At 70.9% G+C, this 23,474-nt stretch carries 24 protein-coding genes and 1 tRNA gene; 12 read left to right on the plus strand and 13 right to left on the minus strand.

Features of this window, described 5'->3' with window-relative positions:
- Window positions 1–29 precede the first annotated feature (29 nt).
- The 4 genes from kduI to B2K11_RS00170 all read left to right on the plus strand — a co-directional run bounded on the left by kduI (window position 30) and on the right by B2K11_RS00170 (window position 4,612).
- Window positions 30–878, plus strand: coding sequence for a 5-dehydro-4-deoxy-D-glucuronate isomerase (kduI, locus tag B2K11_RS00155; protein WP_163615809.1), 849 nt, complete (start codon window positions 30–32; stop codon window positions 876–878).
- A 102-nt stretch (window positions 879–980) separates the two neighbouring features.
- Window positions 981–1,919: a sugar kinase gene (locus tag B2K11_RS00160; protein ID WP_239525504.1), complete on the plus strand. Its 939-nt coding sequence runs from the start codon at window positions 981–983 to the stop codon at window positions 1,917–1,919.
- A gap of 111 nt (window positions 1,920–2,030) precedes the next feature.
- Window positions 2,031–2,693 carry a bifunctional 4-hydroxy-2-oxoglutarate aldolase/2-dehydro-3-deoxy-phosphogluconate aldolase gene (locus tag B2K11_RS00165; protein WP_163615811.1) on the plus strand — a complete coding sequence of 221 codons (663 nt, stop codon included), beginning with the start codon at window positions 2,031–2,033 and terminating at the stop codon, window positions 2,691–2,693.
- Entirely contained in the window at window positions 2,690–4,612 is a 1,923-nt protein-coding gene (locus B2K11_RS00170; RefSeq protein WP_163615812.1) for a beta-galactosidase family protein, read from the plus strand. The genes B2K11_RS00165 and B2K11_RS00170 overlap by 4 nt, the downstream gene beginning before the upstream one ends.
- Window positions 4,613–4,811: 199 nt before the next feature.
- On the opposite strand, the gene B2K11_RS00175 is transcribed toward B2K11_RS00170, so the two are convergent.
- Complete coding sequence (locus tag B2K11_RS00175; protein ID WP_163615813.1) at window positions 4,812–5,354, minus strand: GrpB family protein; 543 nt, start codon at window positions 5,352–5,354, stop codon at window positions 4,812–4,814.
- Window positions 5,355–5,471: 117 nt separating this feature from the next.
- On the opposite strand from B2K11_RS00175, the gene B2K11_RS00180 reads away from it, so the two are divergent.
- Entirely contained in the window at window positions 5,472–6,362 is an 891-nt protein-coding gene (locus B2K11_RS00180; protein ID WP_163615814.1) for a PfkB family carbohydrate kinase, read from the plus strand.
- A gap of 275 nt (window positions 6,363–6,637) precedes the next feature.
- Here B2K11_RS00180 and B2K11_RS00185 read toward each other — a convergent pair whose 3' ends face one another.
- The gene (locus B2K11_RS00185; RefSeq protein ID WP_239525533.1) at window positions 6,638–7,117 is read right to left on the minus strand and encodes an HNH endonuclease signature motif containing protein; all 480 of its coding nucleotides are present in this window, start codon (window positions 7,115–7,117) and stop codon (window positions 6,638–6,640) included.
- 113 nt (window positions 7,118–7,230) lie between these two features.
- On the opposite strand from B2K11_RS00185, the gene B2K11_RS00190 reads away from it, so the two are divergent.
- From B2K11_RS00190 to B2K11_RS00200, 3 genes are all read left to right on the plus strand, one after another.
- Entirely contained in the window at window positions 7,231–7,665 is a 435-nt protein-coding gene (locus B2K11_RS00190) for a VOC family protein (protein WP_163615934.1), read from the plus strand.
- Between the two features lie 216 nt (window positions 7,666–7,881).
- Window positions 7,882–8,169, plus strand: a complete 288-nt coding sequence (locus B2K11_RS00195) for a hypothetical protein (RefSeq protein WP_163615816.1) — start codon at window positions 7,882–7,884, stop codon at window positions 8,167–8,169.
- Between the two features lie 129 nt (window positions 8,170–8,298).
- Window positions 8,299–9,057 carry a class I SAM-dependent methyltransferase gene (locus B2K11_RS00200; RefSeq protein WP_163615817.1) on the plus strand — a complete coding sequence of 253 codons (759 nt, stop codon included), beginning with the start codon at window positions 8,299–8,301 and terminating at the stop codon, window positions 9,055–9,057.
- A 38-nt stretch (window positions 9,058–9,095) separates the two neighbouring features.
- On the opposite strand, the gene B2K11_RS20400 is transcribed toward B2K11_RS00200, so the two are convergent.
- The 5 genes from B2K11_RS20400 to B2K11_RS00225 form a co-directional block, all read right to left on the minus strand.
- Window positions 9,096–11,225, minus strand: coding sequence for an acyltransferase (locus B2K11_RS20400; protein ID WP_204259954.1), 2,130 nt, complete (start codon window positions 11,223–11,225; stop codon window positions 9,096–9,098).
- 4 nt (window positions 11,226–11,229) lie between these two features.
- A tRNA-Gly gene (locus tag B2K11_RS00210) sits at window positions 11,230–11,300 on the minus strand.
- Between the two features lie 284 nt (window positions 11,301–11,584).
- Window positions 11,585–12,361 carry a MerR family transcriptional regulator gene (locus tag B2K11_RS00215; protein ID WP_163615818.1) on the minus strand — a complete coding sequence of 259 codons (777 nt, stop codon included), beginning with the start codon at window positions 12,359–12,361 and terminating at the stop codon, window positions 11,585–11,587.
- A gap of 3 nt (window positions 12,362–12,364) precedes the next feature.
- Window positions 12,365–13,177: an alpha/beta hydrolase gene (locus B2K11_RS00220; protein WP_239525507.1), complete on the minus strand. Its 813-nt coding sequence runs from the start codon at window positions 13,175–13,177 to the stop codon at window positions 12,365–12,367.
- Window positions 13,178–13,223: 46 nt separating this feature from the next.
- Entirely contained in the window at window positions 13,224–13,646 is a 423-nt protein-coding gene (locus B2K11_RS00225) for a MarR family transcriptional regulator (RefSeq protein WP_204259955.1), read from the minus strand.
- Between the two features lie 91 nt (window positions 13,647–13,737).
- Here B2K11_RS00225 and B2K11_RS00230 point away from each other — a divergent pair, with 91 nt between their 5' ends.
- Entirely contained in the window at window positions 13,738–15,096 is a 1,359-nt protein-coding gene (locus B2K11_RS00230; protein ID WP_163615820.1) for an FAD-binding oxidoreductase, read from the plus strand.
- Between the two features lie 41 nt (window positions 15,097–15,137).
- Here the strand turns inward: B2K11_RS00230 and B2K11_RS00235 are convergent, their stop codons facing one another.
- Window positions 15,138–16,358, minus strand: coding sequence for a nucleotide disphospho-sugar-binding domain-containing protein (locus B2K11_RS00235; RefSeq protein ID WP_163615821.1), 1,221 nt, complete (start codon window positions 16,356–16,358; stop codon window positions 15,138–15,140).
- A 129-nt stretch (window positions 16,359–16,487) separates the two neighbouring features.
- On the opposite strand from B2K11_RS00235, the gene B2K11_RS00240 reads away from it, so the two are divergent.
- Together B2K11_RS00240 and dcd are read left to right on the plus strand one after the other, a co-directional pair.
- Window positions 16,488–17,114: a DUF1349 domain-containing protein gene (locus B2K11_RS00240; RefSeq protein WP_239525510.1), complete on the plus strand. Its 627-nt coding sequence runs from the start codon at window positions 16,488–16,490 to the stop codon at window positions 17,112–17,114.
- A 101-nt stretch (window positions 17,115–17,215) separates the two neighbouring features.
- Complete coding sequence (gene dcd, locus B2K11_RS00245; protein ID WP_163615822.1) at window positions 17,216–17,824, plus strand: dCTP deaminase; 609 nt, start codon at window positions 17,216–17,218, stop codon at window positions 17,822–17,824.
- Window positions 17,825–17,875: 51 nt separating this feature from the next.
- On the opposite strand, the gene B2K11_RS00250 is transcribed toward dcd, so the two are convergent.
- Window positions 17,876–18,802, minus strand: coding sequence for a hypothetical protein (locus B2K11_RS00250; RefSeq protein WP_163615823.1), 927 nt, complete (start codon window positions 18,800–18,802; stop codon window positions 17,876–17,878).
- 286 nt (window positions 18,803–19,088) lie between these two features.
- Here B2K11_RS00250 and B2K11_RS00255 point away from each other — a divergent pair, with 286 nt between their 5' ends.
- On the plus strand, window positions 19,089–19,730 hold the full coding sequence (locus B2K11_RS00255) for a helix-turn-helix transcriptional regulator (protein WP_163615824.1): 642 nt from the start codon (window positions 19,089–19,091) through the stop codon (window positions 19,728–19,730).
- A 74-nt stretch (window positions 19,731–19,804) separates the two neighbouring features.
- On the opposite strand, the gene B2K11_RS00260 is transcribed toward B2K11_RS00255, so the two are convergent.
- From B2K11_RS00260 to cobA, 4 genes are read right to left on the minus strand one after another with little or no spacing between them, the layout of a single operon-like run.
- Window positions 19,805–20,785 (minus strand): NAD(P)/FAD-dependent oxidoreductase, encoded by a 981-nt coding sequence (locus B2K11_RS00260; protein ID WP_163615825.1) that lies wholly within the window; start codon window positions 20,783–20,785, stop codon window positions 19,805–19,807.
- Entirely contained in the window at window positions 20,778–21,107 is a 330-nt protein-coding gene (fdxA, locus tag B2K11_RS00265; protein WP_163615826.1) for a ferredoxin, read from the minus strand. The genes B2K11_RS00260 and fdxA overlap by 8 nt, the downstream gene beginning before the upstream one ends.
- A complete protein-coding gene (locus tag B2K11_RS00270; protein ID WP_239525513.1) occupies window positions 21,104–22,516 on the minus strand; it encodes an FAD-dependent oxidoreductase in 1,413 nt (470 codons plus the stop codon). The genes fdxA and B2K11_RS00270 overlap by 4 nt, the downstream gene beginning before the upstream one ends.
- Window positions 22,517–22,562: 46 nt before the next feature.
- Window positions 22,563–23,342 carry a uroporphyrinogen-III C-methyltransferase gene (gene cobA / locus B2K11_RS00275; protein WP_239525516.1) on the minus strand — a complete coding sequence of 260 codons (780 nt, stop codon included), beginning with the start codon at window positions 23,340–23,342 and terminating at the stop codon, window positions 22,563–22,565.
- Window positions 23,343–23,474 lie beyond the last annotated feature (132 nt).

The raw sequence follows: 23,474 nt of genomic DNA on the forward strand, positions 1-23,474 counted from the left end.
ACAGAACCGCGCAAGACCAGGAGAGAACCGTGACCCAGACGAACATCCCGCAGCGCTACGCGACCAACCCCGCCCAGATCCCGGGCATGACCACGCAGGACCTGCGCGACACGTACCTCATCCCCGATGTCTTCGTGCCCGGCGAGATCCGCCTCACGTACACGCACCACGATCGCATCGTGCTCGGCGGTGCCGTGCCCGCGGGTGGCGTCCTCGAGCTCGGCGGCTACCCCGAGATCCGCAGCGACTACTTCCTCGAACACCGCGAGGTCGGCATCATCAACGTCGGCGGCGCCGGCACGGTCACCGCCGACGGCGAGGTCTACACGCTCGTCAAGGGAGCCTGCCTGTACCTCGGCCGCGGCATCCGTTCCGTGTCGTTCGCCGACGCGGACGGCGAGGAGTCGGGCGCCCAGTTCTACCTCTTCTCGGCACCGGCCCACACCGCCTACCCGGCCGCGCTCGTCTCGCCCGGCGAGGGCACGGTGCGCGAGCTCGGCGACCAGGTGACCTCGAACCGCCGCACGCTCAACCAGTACATCCATGAGAACGGCGTGAAGAGCTGCCAGATCGTCATGGGCGTCACCCAGCTGCACCCGGGCTCGATGTGGAACACCATGCCCGCGCACACGCACGACCGCCGCACCGAGTGCTACCTGTACTTCGACCTGCCCGAGGACGCCCGCGTCATCCACCTCATGGGCGAGCGCGAAGAGACGCGTCACCTGGTGATCGCCGACCGTCAGGCAGTGATCTCGCCCTCGTGGTCGCTGCACTCCGGCGTCGGCACGTCGGCGTACACGTTCGTCTGGGCGATGGCGGGCGAGAACCAGGCCTTCGACGACATGGACGCCGCGCCCGTCACCGACCTGCGATGACGGACGCGGGCGTGCCACAGCGGGCGATGCCGGGGCCGGCGCGGCGCACGAGCGGGGGAGTGGAAGCGGTGAAGGATGCCGCGGCCTGACTACGCTGGGGCGGTGCCCCTGACTCTGCTCGCGATCGGCGAGACGATGGCGATGGTCACGCCCGTCGTCGCGGCGCCCATCGCCGAGGCGGATGCGTTCCTCCTGGACGCGGGCGGCGCCGAGTCGAACGTCGCCGCGCACGTGGCCGCGTTCGGCCATCGGGCGGTGTGGTTCAGCCGCCTGGGCGACGACGCGCTCGGCCGCCGCATCGCGCGGCAGCTCACCGCGCGCGGCGTCGACGTCTCGCGCGTCGTGTTCGACGGCGCCCACCCCACCGGGCTGTACGTGAAGGATCCCGGCAACGGCGTCCTCTACTACCGACGGGGTTCCGCGGCTGCGCACCTCGATGCCGCCGATGCCGACGCCGTCTCGTTCGACGGCATCGACCTGCTGCACGTGTCGGGCATCACGGCGGCGATCTCGGCATCCGCCTCGTCCTTCCTCTCCCGCGTCCTGACGCGGGCGCGGGAGCACGGGGTGCCCGTGTCTTTCGACGTCAACCACCGCGCGCCGCTGTGGGACGCCGCCACCGCCGCCCCCGTGCTGCTCGAGCTCGCTCGTACAGCAGACATCGTGCTGGTCGGCCGCGACGAGGCCGAGACCCTGTGGGGCACCGCGACCGCGGCCGAGGTGCGCGCTCTCCTGCCGGAGGTCGCGGAGCTCATCGTCAAGGACGGCGACATCGGCGCGACCGCGTTCGTCGGCGACGCTGAGGTCTTCGAGCCGGCCCTGGTCGTCGAGGTCGTCGAACCCGTCGGCGCCGGCGACGCCTTCGCGGGGGGATACCTCGCTGGCCGCCTCTCCGGGGCCTCGGTGTCCGAACGGCTCCGCGCGGGCCACGAGCGCGCCGCGCGCACTCTGCAGACCACCACCGACTCGATCGACGAGCCGGCGTCGACCGGCGACAGAGGCGGGGCGCCCGTCCCGCTCCCCGGCGCTCCGACGGTATGACCGGTCGGGGCGCGTCACGAACGTTCGGGGCGCGCGCCGTCCGCCCCGAACGCGCGCGGTGCGCCCCGAACTCGAGAAGATGACTGAACGCGACGAACGAAGGACTTCCGAATGACCTCCCAGCCCTCCTCATCGACGAGCAGCGCGGATGCCGCGGCCCACGCCGCGTGGTTCGAGACGGCGTTCGCCGGCGCGCCGCTCATGGCGATCCTGCGCGGCATGGGCGTCGAGCGCTCGGTGCGCCTGTCCGAGACCGCGTGGGACCTCGGCATCGACTCCGTCGAGGTGCCGCTGCAGACCGACGAGGACGAGCGGGCGCTGCGCGCGGTCGTCGCAAAGGCTGCCACCCGGGGCAAGAGCGTAGGAGCCGGCACGATCATCACGCCGGCGCAGGTGGCGCTGGCCACTGACGCCGGCGCGGCGTACCTCGTCTCGCCGGGTCTCGACCCTGTCGTGGTGCGGGCGGCGCAGGATGCCGGCATCCCGATCCTCCCCGGCGTCGCGACGCCCAGCGAGGTGCAGCTGGCGGTCTCGCTCGGGCTCACGTGGCTCAAGGCGTTCCCGGCGACGTGGCTCGGCAGCGGCTGGTTCAAGCACATCCGCGGGCCGTTCCCTCAGGTGCGCTTCGTCGCCACCGGTGGGCTGGACGCCTCGAACGTGGAGGAGTTCCTCGACGCCGGTGTCCGTGTCGCGGCGGTCGGTTCCGCCCTCGAAGACGCCTCGCAGCTCGAGCGTCTCGCCGAGGTGCTCCGCACCCGCGCGGCCGCCCGATGACGGCGGTAGCCCCGCGCTCGTTCGCGATCGGCGAGTCCGACTTCCTCCTCGACGGCGAGCCCTTCCGCGTGCTCTCAGGTGCGCTGCACTATTTCCGCGTGCACCCCGGGCAGTGGGCCGACCGCATCCGCAAGGCACGGCTGATGGGCCTCAACACCATCGAGACGTATGTCGCGTGGAACGCGCATGAGCCGCGGCGCGGCGAATGGGATGCGACAGGCTGGAACGACCTGGGCGCCTTTCTCGACCTGGTCGCAGCCGAGGGGATGCACGCCATCGTCCGCCCGGGGCCCTATATATGCGCCGAATGGCATAACGGGGGCCTGCCGGTGTGGCTGACCGGGCTCGAGGGTGTCGGACTCCGTCGTTCCGAGCCGCTCTACCTCGCCGAGGTCACCGCTTACCTGGAGCGCGTCTACGAGATCGTGGCTCCGCGCCAGATCGACCGCGGCGGACCCGTCGTGCTCGTGCAGATCGAGAACGAGTACGGCGCCTACGGCGACGACACCGCGTATCTCGAGCATCTGGTTCGCGTGACGAAGGATGCCGGCATCACGGTGCCGCTGACGACCATCGACCAGCCGACCGATCAGATGCTGAGCGACGGCAGCGTCGAGGGCGTGCACCTCACCGGCTCATTCGGCTCGCGCGCCGCCGAGCGTCTCGCGACGCTGCGCCGTCACCAGCCCACCGGACCGCTGATGTGCGCCGAGTTCTGGGACGGCTGGTTCGACTGGTGGGGCAACGCCCATCACACGACGCCCGCGTCCGCGTCGGCCGCCGAGCTCGACGCACTGCTCGCGGCCGGGGCATCCGTGAACTTCTACATGTTCCACGGCGGCACCAACTACGGTCTCACCAACGGCGCGAACGACAAGGGCCGGTACCTGCCGATCGTGACGTCCTACGATTACGACGCGCCGCTCGACGAGCGCGGCGACCCGACCGAGAAGTACTTCGCCTTCCGCGAGGTCATCGCCAAGTACGCGACGGTGCCCGACGAGGTGCCGGCGGTCACCGGCCCCGCACCGGTGTTCGAGGTCGCGCTCGAGTCGGCCGTGGCGCCGCCCACGCGGCCGGCGGCTCCGCTCGACCCGTCTCGGCCCCCGCAGCCGGAGGCCCCGCTCGACGCGCCAGCGGCGCGTAAAGGAGCAGCGGGAACTGCGAGTGGAGGGGCGGTGGGGACCGTGTCCCAGCCTGGGACGCCTCCGACCTTCGAGGAGCTGGGTCACCTCAGCGCCCTCGTCTCGTATGAGGCCGAGCTGCCCGACGGTCGCGGTGGCGTCCTGCGCTTCGGCGAGGTGCGAGACCACGCCTGGCTCTCTGTCGACGGTGTGCCGGTGGGCACGCTGTCGCGCACGCGCCACGAGGATGCTCTCGTCGTGCCCGACGGGCGTCGGGTGCGCGTCCTCGTCGAGGAGCAGGGCCGCGTGAACTACGACGTCCGGCTGGGTGAGTCCAAGGGTCTGATCGGACCTGTCACCCTCGACGGTGTGGCGCTCACCGCCTGGACCGCGACGCCGATCGATGTCGCCGCGCTGGGTGCCGCGGCGGCAGTGTCCGCGACCACCGGAGCTGCCGGTCCTGCGGTCCCGGATGCGGCGTCGACCTTTGCGGCGAATGCGGCGTCGGCCGGGGCCGAACCCCGCGTCGGCCCGTTCCTGCGGCGAGGGTCGTTCTCGCTCCAGTCGCCCGCCGACCTGTTCCTCGACACGGCCGGGTGGGGCAAGGGCTATGCGCTCGTCAACGGCTTCCTCCTCGGCCGGTACTGGAGCAGCGGGCCGCAGCGGACGCTGTACGTGCCGGCGGCCGCCCTGCACGCGGGGGAGAACTCGCTGGTCGTGATCGAGCTGGATCGCGTCACCGACACGGTCGCCCGGTTCGTCGCCGAGCCGGACCTCGGCCCCCGGGAGGAGTAGCCACCACGACCCGGCCGCCCGCTGTCCCGGTGGCACGACCGCACAAGTTCGGTCGTTAGCCATCTGGCGCAACTGCGTCCACTGGTTGATTGCGGCGGTGTCTCTGGGGCGAAGAGCACCAGCTCGCATTGACGCCCGCCGCCAGCCGAGGACGGTGCGGTGGGGTGCGGCCGCGGCCGCGGGTGCCCGCCTCGCGACGTCAGTTGCCCGTGTTGAGGGCGAGGATCGCCCGCTTCTCGGCGTCGGTGAGGTCGGACAAGGCGAGGACCTCCTGAAGTACAGGGGACTTGAGGGCGAGGTATCGCGCGATGTCCATCGCCGGGTCCCGGGCGAGTTCGGTCTTGATGGCGCCGTAGCGCTCACGGAGGTCTGCGCGCTCGCGCAGGATCGCGCGTACCGCGAGGTGGTTCCGCAGGTGCAGCGTGCCCTCTACGCAGATGTAGACGTTGCGTCGCGGATCATCGTCGGGGGCGGCCATCGCCTCCCGGTCGCTGACGCCGAGATCGCCGCGATGCGAGTAGCCGACGGCGACGAGTGCGGCGACCGCCGCCGCCACATCTTCACGCCGCACGACCACATCGATGTCGATGACCGGCTTGGCCGCCAGCCCCGCCACCGATGTCGAGCCGACATGTTCGATCGAGAGCACCGGCACGTGGGCCAGTGCCAGCCGCAGGTCCGCAGCCACACGGGCGAACTGCTCCGGCCAATCTTCGGAGTAGGGCACGACGGTGACAGTCATGCCGACCAGCCTGGCATCTCGATCCGCAACAAGCGTGCTGCCGGCAAGCGGCCGGTACCAGGACTGCGCGTTGTGCAAGCGCTTACATACGCAGCCGGAAGCTGGTTTACTGAGCGGATGCCTCCCGCCTCTCTGCCGTCTTCGACCGCTGCTGCGCGGGTCGCCGTCGGCGGCCCGGCCTCGTGGAACCACCTCATCCTGCTCGATCGCCTTCCTGATCCGGTGCCGCATATGCAGTTCGCGCTCGGTGACCACCACACGCTGGGCGGAACCTCTGCCGGGAAGGCGCTGCACCTCGCTGACGAGGGCATCGAGGTGGCGCTGCACGCGTTGATCGGGGACGACGAGGACGGCCGCCGGGTCGTGACGGCGCTGGCTGCGGGGAACGTACGGCTCGAGGCATATACCTCGGAGCGCACCGAGCGGCACGCGAACCTGATGACGCCGGCGGGGGAGCGCGTGAGCCTCTACCTCTCGACGCCTTCGTCGCCGTCGGCTGCCGACCTGGATCGCATGGAGGCCGCCCTCGGTGAGGCCGAGGTCGCCGTGGTGGACCTCAGCGAGGTCGGTGCAGCCCTCGTGGAACGGCGGCTGGTCGGTGCCGCCGGGGCGCCCATCTGGACCGACCTGCACGACTACGACGGCGCGTCGCCCTTCCACGAGCCATTCGTGCGCGCCGCCGATGTCGTGTTCATGAATGACGACGCCACCGGCGACCCGTGGGCGCTGATGCAGAGCTGTCTTGACCGCGGTCCGCGCATCGCGGTGTGCACGCTCGGCGCGCAGGGCGCGATCGCCCTCGGGGCGACGGGGGAGCGGTCGGAGGTGCCCGCCGTGGCGGTCGACGTCATCGACACGAACGGGGCGGGCGATGCGTTCTTCGCGGGGTTCCTCACTGCTTCGCTCGCGGGCGAGGACTTGACGAGCTGCCTCGCTGCGGGTGCCCGCCAGGCTACGGTCGCGCTCGCATCCGAGCACCTCCACCCCGCCGTCGCGGCTGTCGTCTGACGTGCCACTCTCCGTCAGGTGGTGGATGTGCCTCCGCATCGCATCACCCCTCCTCCCGTCGTGCCGGGGCGGATCATTCGGCTCGGCCTCTTCGCGGCGCCTCGAACGGCGTGGTGATCGCGACCGTCAAACCGCATCATCCCTCCGCGTGTCGTGCAGCGGCGGAGCATACGGCTCGGCATGTTCGCGGCGCCTCGAACGGCGTGGTGGTGATCGCGACGCTCAGCATCGCATCACCCCTCGGCACGTCACGCGCCGGGATCGGCCCCGCATCTTCAAGCCGCTTCGAAGCGGCGTGGTGATCTCGACGCGAGTCGAGTCGGCTCGCTGACCTCGCCGGTGTGCGGATCTGGGGGTGGATGCAGCCAATAGCTGTCGGCGTCGGTCAGAGGATCTCGGGTTCGGCGTATCCGCCAACCCTGGTTGTGCAGGCGCAGGTGACAGTTGCGGCACAGGGGGATGCCGTCATCGACATCCGTGCGCCCATGGTGCTCCCACCAGTGATCCAGATGATGGAACTCGCATTGCGAGATCGGCGCGGCGCACGACGGCCACATGCAGCCGCCGTCGCGCGCGGCGATCGCGATGCGCTGCTTTCGGGTGAACAGTCGCAGCTCGCGACCGACGTCGAGAGGTCGTCCTTCGGCGCTCCAGACGACCGGGATGGCGCCGGAATCGCAGAGTCGCGCCTCGACGACGCCCGCGGGAACCGCCGCGCCACCATCTTCGAAATGCCCCACGCCCATCACAGCCATCACGCCACGGCCCTCGGCTGCAGTGTGATCACGGACGACTCGACGAACGGCGTCGAGGCCACGAAACGGCCGAGGATCGCCGTCCGCGTAGGCTCGGGCGGGTGGCGGACCCGATGCATCTCGACGCGCGCGAAGACTCCGACGCGGTTGCCGCGGAGGCGCCGCATCGCGGCATCCTTCATCATGTCGAACTGCAGTCGCTCGACCTGGCGGTCACCGGGCCGGCGTTCGACTGGCTGCTCGGCGAACTCGGCTACGAGCCGTTCCAGGAGTGGCCGGGAGGCCGCAGCTGGCGGCTCGGTGCCACCTATCTCGTGCTGGCCGTGGCCCCGGGCGCCACCCCACACGATCGACGCGGGGCGGGGCTCAGCCATCTCGCGTTCCACGCGGGCACGCGCGGCGACGTCGATCGGCTCTGGGAAGCCGCGCCCGAACACCACTGGCGGAGGCTCTACGCCGACCGCCATCCATACGCGGGCGGCGGCGACCACTATGCGGCCTTCCTCGAGAACGCCGAGCGCTTCAAGGTGGAGTTGGTCGCGGGCTGAGCGCATCGTCCACCTGACGCGCTGGATGCGGACCGGCTCGTCCGGGCTGATCAAGCAGTGGGTGGATGCCTCGGTCGCCCTGTTCTTCGACAATCCGGGCTTCGCCGCCTCGTGCAGATCCGAACTGTGCGCAGGCTTACCCCCGGCCCGACGTGATGAAGGATGGCGTGGGGTGCGCCGCGCTCGTTACCGTGATGATGGGAGGCGCTCAAGACGATGGAGCTGTGGGGCGGCAAGGTCGTGGGCGGCAGATGTCGCGCTGGTGAGGTAGCTGGGCGCGCCATTCTCTTCGTTCCGCTCCAGGGCATCTGGGAGCTGCACGACCTGCCGTGGGACCGCCCCGACGACGAGTGCGACGACTCGTACTGGGAAGACGACCAGAGGACTCTCGACGTCACCAACGGCTGGGATATCGACTGGGTTGACCCGTCTCAGATTCGCAGCTTCATCGCTGAACACTTCGGCGGTCTGAACGCGGAGGACTTGGTGGGTAGGTCTGCCTAGCGTCCGTCCGACGGGGAGAGCGTAGTCATCGTGTCCGGCGTAGTTCCCGTCGCTCGCTCTTTCACCCCCCGATGCGTCTGGTCCGTCGAAGGGTCGTCAGGCTCGCCGTGCCCGCCTACGCTCATCGGTGTGGCGGACGGCATGCATTTCGAGAAGCTCGCCGACGAGTACGCCACCGCGCGCCCGTCCTACCCGCCGCAGCTGTGGCGCCGCCTGCACGACCTCGGGTTGCTGCGTCCGGGGACGACGGCGCTCGATCTGGGTGCCGGCAGCGGGCAGGCGACCGGAACGCTCTTGGCCGCCGGGCTGCGCGTGACAGCGATCGAGCCCGGCCGCCGACTGTCCCGCCTTCTTCGTGAGTCCTATCCGACCGCGACGGTGCAGGTCGCTCGCGCCGAAGACGTGGAGCTACCCGCGTCGAGCTTCGACCTCGTCGTCGCCGCGACGGCGATCCACTGGATGGACCTGTCGATCGTGCTTCCCCGTGTGCGCACGGCGCTCACGGACGGCGGGCGCCTGGCCGTGTGGCGCAACGTCTTCGGCGACTTCGAGGCACCTCCGACACCGTTCCGCGAGCGCGTCGCCGAGATCGTCCGAGCGCGCCGGGCGCCGGCGCGGACGGGTCCGCCCGCCGAGGACCTCACCGCAATGACCGGTGCGCTGACGGAGTCCGGCCTATTCACGGTGGCGGATGCCTCGACCTACCGCTGGAGTCTCGACCTCGACGCCGACGGGGTCGGCAGCCTCTTCCGCACGTTCAGCGACTGGTCTCCTGCCGAGGTGGCGCAGGCCGTGGACGCCGTGAGGGAGCTCGGCGGCACCGTCACCGAGCACTACTCCTCGTGGCTGCTCGTGCTTGCCCCGACGTCTCGCGAGAGCGGGTCCTGACGCCTCACGAGCGCGGGAAGCCTCCCCAGGCGGGGCGTCTACCGCAGCGCCGCCGCCGGCTCGGGGCGGTGCACACCGCGCGGCCGGTACCCGAGGGCGTCGGATACTCCTGCAAGGTCGGCGAGGTACCAGAGGATCGCGAGCCACATCTCGGTGCCCTGGAGCCCGGGCTCGGTCTCGGCGAGTCCCCGGGCAGCCGGTGTCGGCTCGCGGAACGAGAACCCGGCGTCCGGCGTCCACGTCGAGAGCGCGTCCGACAGCAATCGTGCGGCGAGGTCCCGCACGTCGTCGCCGCGATAGCCGGTTCCGCGGGTGAGCCACAGCGGGTGCGCGACGTCGAGCACGTTGCACGCGTTGCGCGCGCCCGGGGCGAACCAGCGGGGATCGCGCGCGTGGCGCAGCACGGTATCGATCACGCGCTCGGGGTAGGGGAGCGGCATCCCGAACTGTGCGAAGGTGCCGCGCGAGGCCCGGTAGAAGCCGTTCACCACGGGCAGCAGCCCGCCGTCGGCGGTCGCCGCACCCCACATGCCGGTGTGCGGGTCGGCGTTGAGGGTCAGCCAGCCGAACAGCGCCTCCTCCACACCCGCCGGAATCGGATGCCCCGCCCGCCGTGTCCACAGAATCGCGGTGCCGAAGCCGTCGATGTGGTGTCCGGCGTTCCACGCGTCGGACCCCCACGGCAGACTCTCGCAGAACTCGACCACGCGCTCCGGCGTGGCCGCGGTGACCCACGTGAGAGGAGCCGGAAACGCCGACCCGAGCAGATCCAGCCCGTACCCGACGCTCAGCACGTGGTACGCGACGTCGCCGTGCGAGAAGCCGAGGCCCGCCTGCTGCTGTCCGTCCGCGTCGAGGGGTGCGACGGCGCCGGTCGCGGCATCCTGCCAGTCCTGCAGCCGCAGGATCTGCGCGGCCGCGGGAGCCTGCGGGGGCGCCGTGCGGAGCAGCAGGTCGGCGATCTCGACCGCATCGGCCTGCGCACGAATCGTCGGCGCCGTACCGGGACGGTCGGCGAAGAGTCCGAGGTCGTCGTTCCATGCGCGCTGGAGGAGAGTGGATGCCTCCGCCCGAGCGCGTGCGGCGAGCTCAGCGACCCGCTCGGCAAGGCCGGTGGTGTCGTCCACGCTCGACGCCGGCGCTCCAGTCGAGGCCGGTGCCGCGGTCGGTGCCGGGGTCGGGGTCGGGGTCGAGCCGAAGGTCGCCGCGGGGATAGGGTCAGCAGCCAGGGCGGAGGTTGAGTGAGCGACCGGCGCCGACACAGCGACCTTCGCCGACCCAGCGACCGGGGCCGAGCCAGCCACCGAGGCGCCGGCTGAGTCAGCGGTCGGGTCCCCGAGGGAGTCGGCGACCGACGCTGAAGTCGCGGCGGAGGGTGGAGGTCCGTCAGCGCTCACGGCATCGCCATCGCGGGCTGCGGCCTGCGCCACGATTGCGCGCATGGCCGCCGCGGCGGCGAAGGCCGCGCCGGTCTCGCTGACGGGGGCACCCTCCTCGGCCGCGCTCTCCGCAACCGCCTGGACACCCGCACCAGTACCGGCACCGCCGTCCACGCCGCGCGCGGCGGCATCGGCAGCCGCGTCCGGCGCGACCCCGGTGTCGTCCGGCTCGACGCGCCAGCGGATGAACCGCGCGGGGTTGCCGCCGACGACGGCGCCGGCGGGGACGTCCTTGGTGACCACGGCGCTCGCGGCGAGCACCGAGTGGGAGCCGACGCGGACGCCGTCGAGGATCACGACGTGGGAGCCGATCCACACGTCGTCGCCGATCTCGATGCCCTTCGAGGTGAGCGGCTGCCGGAAGACCGGTGTGCCGGATTCCATCGAGTGGTTGAAGCCGAGGATCGACGTGTGTGCGCCGATGCGCACGCCGTCGCCCATGGTGACGCGTCCGCGGATGACCGTGTAGGGGTTGATGCTGCAGTCGGCCCCTGCGTTGAGATCACCGGTGAGGTAGGCGCCGGCGGCCACGTAGGTGCGGTCACCGAGGCGCAGCGCGTCGTTGTCGATCGACGCGAGCTCCGAGACGAAGCACTGCTCTCCGAGCGCGTGATCGGCGCGGCCTTCGACCAGTGCGTGCTGGATCGCGAGCTGCGCGTCGCGCTCGTCGACCGAGGCTTCGCGCCAGAAATCCCAGGGCGAGTACTCGTGGGCGGCGATCGCTGGCATAGAGAGGGGATGACGGGAATCGAACCCGCGCTATCAGCTTGGGAAGCTGAAGTTCTGCCATTGAACTACATCCCCGTGCAGCCTTTCGGCGCGTGGCAAGGATAACAGAGCGGATGCCGTGCGCACGAAGTCGCGGCATCCGTCACCGTCGTCCGAGGTCACTGATGGCGAAGTCTGTTACCGATCTTCCACAGAGCTCAAGCTTGGAGCAGTCGGAGCACCGTCACCGGGACGCTGTCGCGGGCGGGTGATGCGGGACTCCCCGCTGGTGACTGTCGTTGGGCGCTCCGACTCGAACACGAGCACCCGTGGGGACCGGCTATCGGGCGGGCGCGCTGGAGCTCACCGCGGTGCTCCGGTCACTCGCGCGGCACCGCTACGCCGGCGGTACGCAGCTTGGCTTCAGTGAGCGCGGTCAATCGGGCTGAGATGGGTGCCTGGTCCTGGCCATGGTTGTTGATCAGCGCGTACTTGGCGGCGGCCTCAGTCCAGGCGCGCATGATCTCGGGGTCGCCGAGGAGGTCCCGGTTGGCGAGGTAGTGGTCGGCCGTGGCGGTGGCGAGTTCCTCGATGCGCGGATCGTCGGCGTCCCAAGCCTCGGCCTCCCAACTGCGCTTGGTCAGGTCGACGAACACGGGATCGTCGAGCCGGAGTTCGATCTGGGCGAGGAAGCTCTCGAAGCCCACTGGCAGCAGCGCTCGAGCCAGCACGAATCCCTCACGTTGGCCGACCACGTAATCGGGACTGAAGCCGAGGGCGCGCATCCGGTCGAGCACGGCGCACGCCCGGTCCGGCAGGAGAGCCCGGTCGCCGTCGGCGAGCCGGTGCAGCGTGTCGCGGCGTGCGATCAACGCCGAGATCTGACCGGTAAGTCGCTGTTCGACGTCGACGAGGGCGGCGGCGAACTGCTCCGTGCCGGCGTCGAGCAGGGGCCCGATCTCGACCAGCGGCACCCCGGCGGCCGCTAAGGTGCGAACCTGGACCAGCCGCAGCAGCTCGCTCGATCCGTAACGCCGATAGCCAGAACTGTCACGGCCCGGCTCTTCGACCAGCCCGAGCCGGTGGTAGTGCCGCACGGTCTTCACCGTGACGCCGGCGAAGGTCGCCGCAAGCCCGATCGTCAGTCCGCCGCCCATGCCCTAACGACCCGGCCGTTCGAGGGCTGCCACCTCGCGCACGGCGACAGCAACGGCGATGGAGTCCTTCCTCAGGACGCTTCCGTGGTTGCTTCCGACCTTCGCGCTCACCTTCAGGTTCGGGTTGCGGACCAGCAGCGGGTCGATGGCCTTGCGCATCTGCTCCTGCAGGTCGTCGCGGCTTCCGAGGGCCTCTCCGGATGCGACGACGTACCGGACTGGCACGACCATGCCGTCGAGTACAGGCGCGAGGGCGGCGTGGAGCAGGTGGGACTCGATGGCAAGATCCGCGTGGGTCTCGGCGGAGAACCGCGCGGCCAGACCCAACGGGCGAACCAGCGGCATCAGCGGCTTCAATCGCTTGAACACCTTCCGGATCTCGTCGTGGCCGGCCTCGTCCGTCCAGCCGGCCGGATACGGGCCATCGACACCCACCACACCCAGTGCGCGGGCTGGGTTGCGACTCGCCCAGTGCACACCGAGCAGGGCTCCGTACGACCAACCGACCAGCAGCGGACGGTCCACGCCCCTCGCATCGAGGACGGCGTCGATGTCGCGCATGCAGGCCTCGAACGAGTAGTCGGTCGCGAGCTTGGACTTCCCACGTGCCCGTTCGTCGAAGGTGATGTGGCGGTAGCCCGGTCCGAGCTCTGCGATGACGCGCTGCCAGTGCCGCTTGGAGGCATATGAGCCGTTCAGATAGACGACGGGGGTGCCCGGACCACCGGTGTCTGTGACGGCCAGGGCCGTGTCCTCGATTGACACCATGCCGGTCCATGCGGGGTTTGTGGCTGTCGTTGCGCTCGTCGTATTCATGGTGTCAGCCTTCACCTTGACCCAAGGTCAAGGTCAATACCCGTCCTCAGGCCAAGAGCTTCGTGAGCAGTTGGACGAATGTGCGTGCTTCGTGCGTGGTGAGGGGCGCGAGTAATTCCACTTGGACGGCCTCGACCATCGACTCCAGCTCTGCGAGTCGTTCGACGCCCGCGTCGGTGACGATGACCGCGTTCCTTCGCCGGTCGGTCGGATCCGGCTCGCGACGGGCAAGACCCCAGTGGGCCAAGTCGTCGAGCGTCGCCACGACGTCACTCCGGTCGAGGCCGGCGAGCCGGCCCAGGTCGGCCTGACTCACTGGCCCTGCTTGTTCCATCGCCGCGAGCAGGCGGTAGTGGTAGCCGCGCACTCCGGCCGCCGCAAACGATTCGGCGAGCAGAGCATGTGCTCGAGCGCTCAGTCGGTTGACGAGCCATGTGGGCTTCTCCGCGACACGCGAGGCGATCTCCATGAGCTGCATCTTACGGGGTTGTTGGTGCGGCCAACCATCTATATGATGGCCGCACCAATCATTTGTACGCCCAACGAAAGACTGAGGGATCATGTCGATTTACAGCGCATCCGTGGGTGACTCCACCTCCGCTCTCGCATCGCGGCTCGACCAGCTCATGGACGGCGAAGTCCTGGTTCCTGACGCCGGCGCGGTCGCTGCCCTCACCGTGTATGGCGGGCCGCCGCGCCGGCCGGCGCTGATCATCCGGCCGCGCACCGCCGTTGATGTGGCGCGCGCCCTTCCTGTGCTCGTGGAGAGCGGACTGCCGGTCACGACGCGAGCCGGCGGCCACTCCTTCGGCCGCCGGTCGGTAGCTGACGGCGGCGTGGTCATCGACGTCTCAGGGCTCAGTTCCGTCGAGATCGATGCCCATTCCCGCGTCGCCATGGCGGGCGGCGGGACCACCGCAGGACGCTATGGCGAAGCCGTCGCCGCGCACGGCTTCGTCACCGGATTCGGCGACACCGCCTCGGTGGGGATCGGTGGGCTCACCCTCGGCGGTGGGATCGGATTCCTCAGTCGCCGGGTCGGGCTCGCTGCCGACCAGCTCGTCGGCGTCGAGCTGGCGACCGCCGATGGGAATCTCCGCACCGTGGACGCCGAGAGCGACCCCGACTTGCTCTGGGCTCTGCGCGGCGGCGGCCCTGGCCTCGGCGTCGTCACACAACTGCGCTACCGACTCACCGAGATCCGCGAGGTCCATGGCGGTGTGCTGCTTTTCGAACCCGACGCTCACCTGCTTGCCGCGCTTGTCGACGCCGTCGCAGACGGCCCCGATGAGCTGTCGGCGATGGTCAACGTGTTGGCGGCCCCGCCTGCCCCGTTCGTGCCCGAGCGACTCCGCGGCCACCCGGTGCTCGCCGTCATCGGGGCACATTCCGGATCGCCGCGCGACGCCGCCGTGGCCTGGGACGTGCTCCGCGCCCTCGGGCCTGTCGTCGCGGACACGGTCGCGGCCGTGCCCTACGGGTCGCTGCTGCGCGACGAACAGGCCGGGGACGCGACCGCAGTCACCGGGGCCGGCTTCGCCGACCGCATGGACGCTGCCCGCGCGGAACGGGCCATCGCCGCCCTCGAGGACCTGCGCGCCCCGGTCGCCGTGATCAATATTCGGCCGATGGGCGGCGCGATCGCCCGGGTGCCCGTCGGCGCGACGGCCTTCGCGCACCGCGACCGCCGCGCGATGGTGATCGTGTCGACGATCTTCTCCGATTCAGCAGCGGCCGAGACCGCGCGCCCGATCGTGGACACCCTTGTCACGGACCTCTCCGACGGAGACGCCGGCTACGTCAACTTCCTCGGCGACGTGCCCGATCCCGAACGCCGCGCCTTCCCGCCGGCGACCCTCGAGCGGCTGCAACGAATCCGCGCAACCGTCGACCCGACCGGGATGTTCTCCCGCGCTTGACGAACTGGATGGCAGACGTGCCGAACCCGCTGTCATTCGGGTCAGAGCGCGGCCTCGATGATCCGAGCGCTGGCGGCGGCGCCATCCGCGTCGGCGTAGGCGCGCTGGACGTCCTGTGCGACGGCGCGGATGCCGGGGTCGGACAGCACACGGCGCACGGCGTCGAGGAATTCCGGGGACCCGACGCGCCGGGGCGCCACGGCAATGGCGTGTCCGCGCTTCTCGCACATGCGCACGTGCCAGGTCTGCTCCGGCTGCAGCCCCATTCCGACGAACGGGATGCCGGTGGCGCACGCCGTCTGGACGGTCCCCTGCCCGCCGTGCAGCACGGCGGCATCGACCAGTCCGCCCAGCCGGTGGGCCGGGAGGAGTCCGGTGACGTGGACGTTCGGCGGGAGGACGTCGTCGGGCTCGAGGTAGTGGGCGATGGGGGCGACGACGTTCACCGGCAGTTCGCCGAGCGCGCGGGCGGCCGCCACGGCGAGCTTGCGGTTCGCCGACGACCCGAGTCCCAGATAGACCAGCGGTTCGGGGGCCGCGGCGAGCTGCTCGACGATGTCGGGCAGCGGGGCGTCGATGTGGGCGAAGATCGGGCCGACCCGCTCGAACCCGTCGGGAAGGGTGAAGCCCTCGAGCTCCCACGGCATCTCGGTGAGGAGGTTCCGGTCGGCGGTGATGAGGGATGCCACCGTCCGCAGCGGCGGCACGCCGTTGGCCGTAGCGACCTTCGCGAAGGCCCGCGGCGCGAGCGGCGCCTTGGTGTAGATCCAGCGGAAGGCCGCAGTGGCCAGCCGATCCGCGAACCGAGACAGCCGGCCGCGCCCACCGACGAGGAACAGGTGGCGCGCCTGCCGCACCTGCGGCTCGGTCAAGGCGAAAGGTACGGGGTAGAAGAGCGGCACGTGCTCGGCGCGGGCGGAGATGTACGACGTCAGGTTGGATCCCGTCACCACGGCGGCGGCGCCGAGTTCGCGGATGAGCCCCCGTTCGACGTCCACCCGCGCGCCCACGAAAGCCTCTGTCAACGGGGTCTTCAGCGTCTTGCCCTGGTCGAACGCGATCAGCTGCTCCCGCTCCTGCGACGTGAGCACCGGCGTGCACGACCGGTGATCGAAACCCGCGTCGCGGATGAGCCCGACGTAATCGTCCTCGTAGCCCATGAAGAGGATGCGGTGCGCGGGATCCATCGCGCGTGCGACCTGGATCATCCTCGTCGTCTCGGCGAGGTTGAACGTCACCGGGCAGAACAGCACGGTCGCCATGGCATCCTCCGTCAGCGGCCCGCTCCGGCCGGGCGGTCAGGGCCGGGCCGCGGCATCCGTCATCGTCGTCTCGAGCGTAGGGCCCGCCGCCTTCGGTCAGCGAGGATGCCGCGCCGATAGGCTGGCGGCGTGCTGACCGATGACCGCTCCGTGTTCCGCATGCCGGCAGGGCTGCCCGATCTCGAATGGGCGGTGGGCAGCGGCACGGCGGCGCTGCAGCCCGACGGGCGCTTGGAGGTGTCGGCCGCTCCGGGCACCGACTGGACCAACGACGCCCTCGGCGGCCCGCAGCAGCACGCCGCGGCGCTGCTGGGGTTCGAGGCGCCCGACCGCTTCGCGCTGTCGACGCGCGCCGGTGTCGCCACGACGCCGCGCACGACCTTCGATGCCGCAGCGCTCGCCGTCTGGGGCGATCGCGACCACTGGGCGAAGCTCTGCTTCGAGTACTCGCCGCAGGGCGAGGCCATGGTGGTCTCTGTCGTGACCAACGTGTGGTCCGACGACTGCAACTCCGTGGTCGTCGCCGATCCCTTCGTGCACTTGCGCGTGTCGCGGGTGGGCGATCAGGTCTGGGCGTTCCACTCTTCGACGGACGGACGGCGCTGGGACTTCGTGCGGCTGTTCCAGCTCGACTGGGGCGGCCCGGTGCAGGTCGGCTTCCTCGCGCAGGCGCCTCTCGGCGACGCGTGTGTGGCCACGTTCGACGAGGTCCGCTTCTCGCCCGACCCGCCGGCAGACCTGCGCGACGGCAGCTGAGCGGTCGTCCCCGCCGCTGTCGCCACCCGGCCGCCGGCCACGTCGACGACCAGCAGGACATCGGATGCCGGTGCCCCGGGCGGCCCCGATAAGCTGGCCTCGTGCTGCTCAGTGACCGCGACATCCGGCTCGAGATCGACGCGGGGCGCATCGGGCTCGACCCGTGGGAACCCGGAATGGTGCAGCCGTCGAGCGTGGACGTGCGCCTCGACCGCTCGTTCCGGCTCTTCGACAACCACAAGTACCCGTTCATCGATCCCGCCGAGGATCAGCCCGAGCTCACGCGCCTCATCTCCGTCGATCCCGGCGAACCGTTCATCCTGCACCCGGGCGAGTTCGCGCTGGGCTCGACGTTCGAGCGGATCTCGCTGCCCGACGACATCGCCGCCCGGCTCGAAGGCAAGTCGTCGCTGGGTCGCCTGGGCCTGCTGACACACTCCACCGCGGGGTTCATCGATCCCGGCTTCACGGGCCACGTCACGCTCGAGCTCTCGAACGTCGCGACCCTCCCGATCAAGCTGTGGCCGGGCATGAAGATCGGGCAGGTCTGCTACTTCCGCCTCACCTCGCCCGCCGAGAGCCCCTACGGCTCGGGCACGTACGGCAACCGGTATCAGGGGCAGCGGGGGCCGACGGCATCCCGTTCGTTCCAGAACTTCCACCGCACGGACGTGGGGGACACGGTCCCTGCGCCCGCGGCCGACGCGTAGGGCGAGATCTTCGCCCCAGTGCGACCCGTCACGGAGCCGGGGGGCCGAACCTCAGGGCGTCGGCTCCAGGAGGCTCGGCTCGCGCGCGTAGACCTGGACGCTCGAGCCCTCGAGCACGAACTGCAGCGCCGTGCCTCTCGGGAAGCGATCGCTCAGCTCTTCGGGTGAGTCGGGGCCGACTTCCAGTGAGGCTGTCGGGCCGAAAGCGTCCGCACCGCAGGTTCCCCCGCCGAAAGCATCCGGGGCGGTCACGATGTACAGGCAGGTCTGCGAATCTCCCGGCTGCACCGGCTGGCGAAACGTGAGCACGGTGAGACCGTGGAAGTCGTCGAACACCCGGGCGTCGGGGGGCCGCGCACCGAAGAACTCATCTGGCCACTCGCCATCGGCATCCTCGTCCAGGGTTGCGACCCTCCCCGCGCCGGCCGCCTGCACCGCCAATGTCAGGCCCACGCCGACGAGCACGCCGGCGACGACCGAAGCGGCCCAGAGCAGCAGCGTACGTCGACGCCACCACGGTGACCGCGGCGGGGCGCCGTGCCCGGCGGGATCCCCGGCGTGGGCGGGCGACGGGTCGTCGTGCGCCGCCGACGCGACCGGGTCTGCGGCCGAGGATTCGCCTCCGTCGGAGGCCGTGGCGCTGGAGGCCAGGGATGGCACAGGGTCGACGGGCGGGGCTGAACCCACCGCAGCGTCCACCGGCGTGACCCCGCTGCGGGGGGCTGCGGCATCCGTCGTCCCATCGTCGTCGGGCAGCCGCCCCGCCTCGTCCCCGCCGACGCCGGCACGCGCGACGCCGCCGGCGACCGTCTGTGTGGCGCTCCCCGCCAGGGTCAGCGTCGCGGCAGACGCCTGCGCCTCGAGTTCACGAAGCCGTGCCAGGGCGTCGGGGTCGTCCTGGATGTCGGCATGGCGCCCGTACGCGCGCTCGCGCAGGGCGCGCAGCTCGTCCAGCGGCGGTTCGGTCGGCGTTGACATCGAACCCATCCTCCCCCACCGCGGTACCGGGCGACCGCCGTGTGTGCGACTCCGGAGCTGTGTCGGGCATCCGCGCGAGGAGTGTGCGGCGGGCGATCCCAGATCGCCCGCCGCCAGGCAGCCGGCGCCCCCGCGCCGTGCCGCCTTTCGGCGACGGTCCCTCGTCCCCACTCGGGATACCGCGCCCGTGCTTACTGCACTTCGCAGTATAGAGTCGATGAGGCTGCGGTGGGCTAACTTTACGTTTCGCATCGCGAACCGCACCGGCGCGAGGAGGGAGCACACTGTGGCTGACCGCGGACTCTCGACCACGGGGTACCTCATCCTCGGGCTGCTCGCCGACCACGACTGGTCGGCCTATCAGCTCGCCGAACAGCTCGGTCGAGGCGTGGCGGAGCTGTGGCCGTCGGCCGACCGTGGTCGTTACGCCCTCCTCAACCGCCTCAGCGACGAGGGTTTCGTCCAGACCCGCCAGGAGCACACCGGCAAGCGTGCTCGCACGATCTACTCGATCACGCCGGCCGGCCGAGAGGCGCTCGCCGCGTGGCTGAGCACTCCGGTGCGTCCGCCGACGCTGGAGTTCGAGGGCATGGTGCGGGTGCTGCTCGCGGATCAGGGGTCGCTCGACGACCTGCGCGGCACGCTGGCGCGGACGAGAGAGCAGGCGCTCGCCAACCGCGAGATGTTCGCCCGCTACGCGGCGTACATCAGTGGGACCGGCGGGACCTTCCCCGAGCGTCGCCACCTCTTCGCGCTGGCGAACACGTTCATGATCGGGCATTACGAGCACATCATCGAGTGGGCCGACTGGGCCGAGGCGCAGCTCGCATCGTGGCCTGACACGGCGAGCCCCGCCACGACGCACGGCGACCAGGTGCGCGAGATGCTCGCCGCCGGCCGCCAGGCGCTGCAGCGCGACGAAGCCTGAGAGGCGCTGGTGCCCAGAGCGGCGCCGCGTGCCCGGGTGGCTCAGCCCCGCGTGACACTCCGCCCGCCCGCGTCCTAGTGGGCGGTGCGCACCCCGACGAGGTCGTGCACCAGCACGGCGGCGGCCCGCGCGCCCTGACCCGCGGCGACGATGAGCTGCTGCGGACCCGGCGATGCGGCATCCCCCGCGGCATACAGCCCGGCGACCGACGTGCGCCCGGAACGGTCGGTGACCAGGTTGCCGAACCGGTCGCGCTCGAGCTCGATGCCGCTGACGAAGTCCAGTGCCGGGTGCCACTGCGGCCGCACGAAGCCGCCGTCGATCTCGACGCGCGTGCCGTCGACGAGACGCACGGCCGACACCGCGCCGCGGTCGCCTTCGAGGTCGTCGATCGCACGCCGCTCGACGATGATCCCGGATGCCGCGAGCTCCGCCTCTTCGACCGTGTCCACAGCATCCGATCCGTTCGTGAAGACGGTGAGGCGCTCGGTCCAGCGCGCGATCAGCCGGGCGCGGGCGGCAAGGTCGGGGGTTTCGCCGATCAGCGCGAGGGGGCGATCCTGCAGCTCCCACGCGTCGCAGGCGGCGCAGCTGAAGATCGTCATGCCGTAGTAGGCGCGGAGGCTCGGGATGCCGGGGAGTGTCTCGCGCAGCCCGGTCGCCACGAGCACGGAGCGCGCCGCGACGGCGGGCGGGGTGGCGACGCCACGGCCCTGCAGCGCGGCGATGAAGCGCAGTCCCTCGTCGCCCGCGCGCTCGAGCAGCGCCGTGACGACGGTGCGATCGAGCACCCGCACGTTGGGATACGCGGCGAGCTCGGCGCGGGCGAGCTTGCGCAGCTCGAGGGGTGAGACGCCGTCGCGGGTGAGGAAGCCGTGCGACCGCAGGGTGGCGGCGTTGCGTGGCCGTCCCGCGTCCACCACCACGACCGAGGCTCGCGCGCGGCCCAGGTTGAGGGCCGCCGACAGCCCGGCGGGGCCGCCACCGATGATCACGACGTCGACCTCAGTGCTCGATGGCGCAGTGGAGCCCGCCGTGGGAAGGGGGTCAGTCATGGCCGTCTCCTTGGGGAGGAAGCGTCGCGATGACCGGGTGGTCCTTCGCGATGACGCCGGTCTTGGCCGCACCGCCGGGCGAGCCGATGTCGTCGAAGAACTCGACGTTGGCCTTGTAGTAGTCCTGCCACTCTTCGGGCAGGTCGTCTTCGTAGTAGATCGCCTCGACGGGGCAGACCGGCTCGCAGGCGCCGCAGTCGACGCACTCGTCGGGGTGGATGTACAGCGACCGCTCACCCTCGTAGATGCAGTCCACGGGGCACTCGTCGATGCAGGCGCGGTCCTTCACATCGACGCACGGCAGGGCGATCACATACGTCACCGGACGAGCGCTCCCCGGGAGATCCCGACCTGCTCGTCGCGCGGGACGACCTTGACGCGCTCGCGCGTGTGGATGTGGTTGGCGCCGAGGTCGCGCTCGTGCGCGTCGAGGGCGAGCCAGCCGTCCCAGGTCGTGTACGCGACCTCGCGCTCGTCGAGCACGTCGAGCACGTCGCCCTCGACGGCCGGGGCCGAGAGGCGCCCTGCCTCGACGTCCGACACGAGGTGCGCGATCGTCTCCATCGCGTCGGACTTGGTGTGGCCGATGAGGCCGACCGGGCCCCGCTTGATCCAGCCGGTGGCGTAGAGGCCCGCGATCGCCGGGGCTTCGGCGTCACCCGTGCGCGCGGCATCCTTGACCCGGCCCTCGACATTCGAGACGACGCCGGCGCGCTCATCGAACGGGGCGCCGACCACCGGCGTGCCGTAGTAGCCGACGGCGCGGTAGACCTGCTGCACCGCGATCTCGCGGAACTCTCCGGTGCCGCGCACGCGCCCGTCGCCGGTGGGCTCGGTGCGCTCGAAGCGGATGCCCTCGACCTTGCCGTCGCCGAGGACTTCGACCGGCGAGTGGTAGAAGTGCAGGTGCAGACGGCGGCTCGCGCCCGTCGCCTCACGCGTGCGCCAGCTGTTGAGGACGCGCAGCATGACCTTGAGCTGGTTGTTCGCCGCGTTCGCCGGGTCGGCGTCGACGAAGTCCTCGTCGTGCACGACGATGTCGACGTTCGGCACCTCGCCGAGCTCACGCAGCTCGATGGGCGTGAACTTGATGTCGGCCGGCCCACGACGGCCGAAGACGTGCACGTCGGTGACGGCGGATGCCTCGAGGCCCGCGAGCACGTTGTCGGCGATCTCGGTGGAGCGGAGGTCGACCGCATGCTTCGCGAGCACGCGCGCGACGTCGAGCGCGACGTTGCCGTTGCCGATGACGGCGACCTCGGGCTGGTCGAGCGTCCACTCGGCGGGCACGTCCGGGTGACCGTCGAACCAGGCGACGAAGTCGGCTGCGCCGTACGAGCCCGGCAGATCGATGCCCGGGATGTCGAGCGTGGCGTCGCGGATGGCGCCGGTCGCGATGATCACCGCGTCGTAGCGCTCCTGCAGCTCGTCGAGCGCGATGTCGCGGCCGACCTCGACGTTGCCGATGAACCGCGTGGTGCCGGCATCCAGCATCTCGTGCAGCGAATTGACGATGCCCTTGATGCGGGGGTGGTCGGGAGCGACGCCGTAGCGGATCAGGCCGTATGGCGCGGGAAGCGACTCGAACAGGTCGATCGACACGGATCCGCCGGCCTCGACGACCGAGTTGGTGAGGATGTTGCCGGCGTAGATGCCGGCGGGACCTGCGCCGACGATCGCGACGCGGAGGTTCCCAAGATCAGAGGTGGGCACAGTGCTCGAAGAAGTCACAGTGGGGTTCTTTCGGGTCAGGCGGACGGAGCGCGCGGGCGCCCGGTCAGGCGCGGGGGCTGCGCGCGGAAGCGAGCGGGTCGTACAGCGAGAGATCGAGGGTCGCGAGTTCGGCGGGCGCGTATGGGCTCAGCCGCACGACGTCGCCGACGACCACGACGGCGGGCGAGCGGATGCCGCGGGCCGCGGCCTGGTGCGCGATGGTCGAGAGCGTCCCCACCGTCACCCGCTGGCGGGGCCCGAAGCCGTCCTCGACGACGGCGACGGGGCAGTCGCCGCCGCGCTCGCCGCGGGCGAGGATGATCGCAGAGTTCGCCAGCGTGGCGATTCCCATGAGCAGCACGACGGTGTGGTCGCGGCCGCCGCTGAGCGACGCGATCTGTTCGTGGGCGGTCGCGACGGTGAAGGCGGTCGCGACGCCGCGGTGCGTGAGTGGGATGCCGGCGATCGCGGGCACCGAGATGGCGCTGGTGATGCCGGGGACGACCTCGACGGCAACGCCGGCCTCCTGGCACGCGTGGAGCTCTTCCCCGCCGCGGCCGAATACGTAGGGGTCGCCGCCCTTGAGGCGAACGACCGTCTTGCCGTCGTGGGCGAGCTGCACGATCAGGGCGTTGATCGCGTCCTGCGGCACGGCATGGTGGCCGGGCAGCTTGCCGACGTCGACGAGCTCGGCGCGCAGCGTCACGCCATCGGCGGCCAGGCCGTCGAGCACCGCACGTGCCCCGAGGCGGTCGGCGACGATGACGTCGGCCGCCTCGAGGGCGCGCAGGCCCTTGATGGTGAGGAGCCCGGCGTCCCCCGGACCGGCGCCGACGAGCCACACCTTGCCCGCGGCGTCCGACGTGGGCTCTCCAGGCTTCGCAGATTCGCGTCGGGCTCGCAGATTCTCGGCAGATTTCTGCGAGGTTCGTGCGGATCTGCGAGATTCGGATGCCGGAACCCGCCTGTCGAGGCC

Source organism: Microbacterium sp. B35-30, from assembly GCF_010634855.1.
Taxonomy (GTDB): domain Bacteria; phylum Actinomycetota; class Actinomycetes; order Actinomycetales; family Microbacteriaceae; genus Microbacterium.

Excerpts from the sequence above, each read along its gene's own strand:
- B2K11_RS00165 (WP_163615811.1), top strand. The coding sequence starts at position 2,031 with ATGACCTCCCAGCCCTCCTCATCGACGAGCAGCGCGGATGCCGCGGCC.
- B2K11_RS00170 (WP_163615812.1), top strand. The coding sequence starts at position 2,690 with ATGACGGCGGTAGCCCCGCGCTCGTTCGCGATCGGCGAGTCCGACTTC.
- B2K11_RS00175 (WP_163615813.1), bottom strand. The coding sequence starts at position 5,354 with ATGACTGTCACCGTCGTGCCCTACTCCGAAGATTGGCCGGAGCAGTTC.
- B2K11_RS00180 (WP_163615814.1), top strand. The coding sequence starts at position 5,472 with ATGCCTCCCGCCTCTCTGCCGTCTTCGACCGCTGCTGCGCGGGTCGCC.
- B2K11_RS00185 (WP_239525533.1), bottom strand. The coding sequence starts at position 7,117 with ATGGCTGTGATGGGCGTGGGGCATTTCGAAGATGGTGGCGCGGCGGTT.
- B2K11_RS00190 (WP_163615934.1), top strand. The coding sequence starts at position 7,231 with ATGCATCTCGACGCGCGCGAAGACTCCGACGCGGTTGCCGCGGAGGCG.
- B2K11_RS00195 (WP_163615816.1), top strand. The coding sequence starts at position 7,882 with ATGGAGCTGTGGGGCGGCAAGGTCGTGGGCGGCAGATGTCGCGCTGGT.
- B2K11_RS20400 (WP_204259954.1), bottom strand. The coding sequence starts at position 11,225 with ATGCCAGCGATCGCCGCCCACGAGTACTCGCCCTGGGATTTCTGGCGC.
- B2K11_RS00215 (WP_163615818.1), bottom strand. The coding sequence starts at position 12,361 with ATGGGCGGCGGACTGACGATCGGGCTTGCGGCGACCTTCGCCGGCGTC.
- B2K11_RS00220 (WP_239525507.1), bottom strand. The coding sequence starts at position 13,177 with ATGAATACGACGAGCGCAACGACAGCCACAAACCCCGCATGGACCGGC.
- B2K11_RS00225 (WP_204259955.1), bottom strand. The coding sequence starts at position 13,646 with ATGGAGATCGCCTCGCGTGTCGCGGAGAAGCCCACATGGCTCGTCAAC.
- B2K11_RS00230 (WP_163615820.1), top strand. The coding sequence starts at position 13,738 with ATGTCGATTTACAGCGCATCCGTGGGTGACTCCACCTCCGCTCTCGCA.
- B2K11_RS00235 (WP_163615821.1), bottom strand. The coding sequence starts at position 16,358 with ATGGCGACCGTGCTGTTCTGCCCGGTGACGTTCAACCTCGCCGAGACG.
- B2K11_RS00250 (WP_163615823.1), bottom strand. The coding sequence starts at position 18,802 with ATGTCAACGCCGACCGAACCGCCGCTGGACGAGCTGCGCGCCCTGCGC.
- B2K11_RS00260 (WP_163615825.1), bottom strand. The coding sequence starts at position 20,785 with ATGACTGACCCCCTTCCCACGGCGGGCTCCACTGCGCCATCGAGCACT.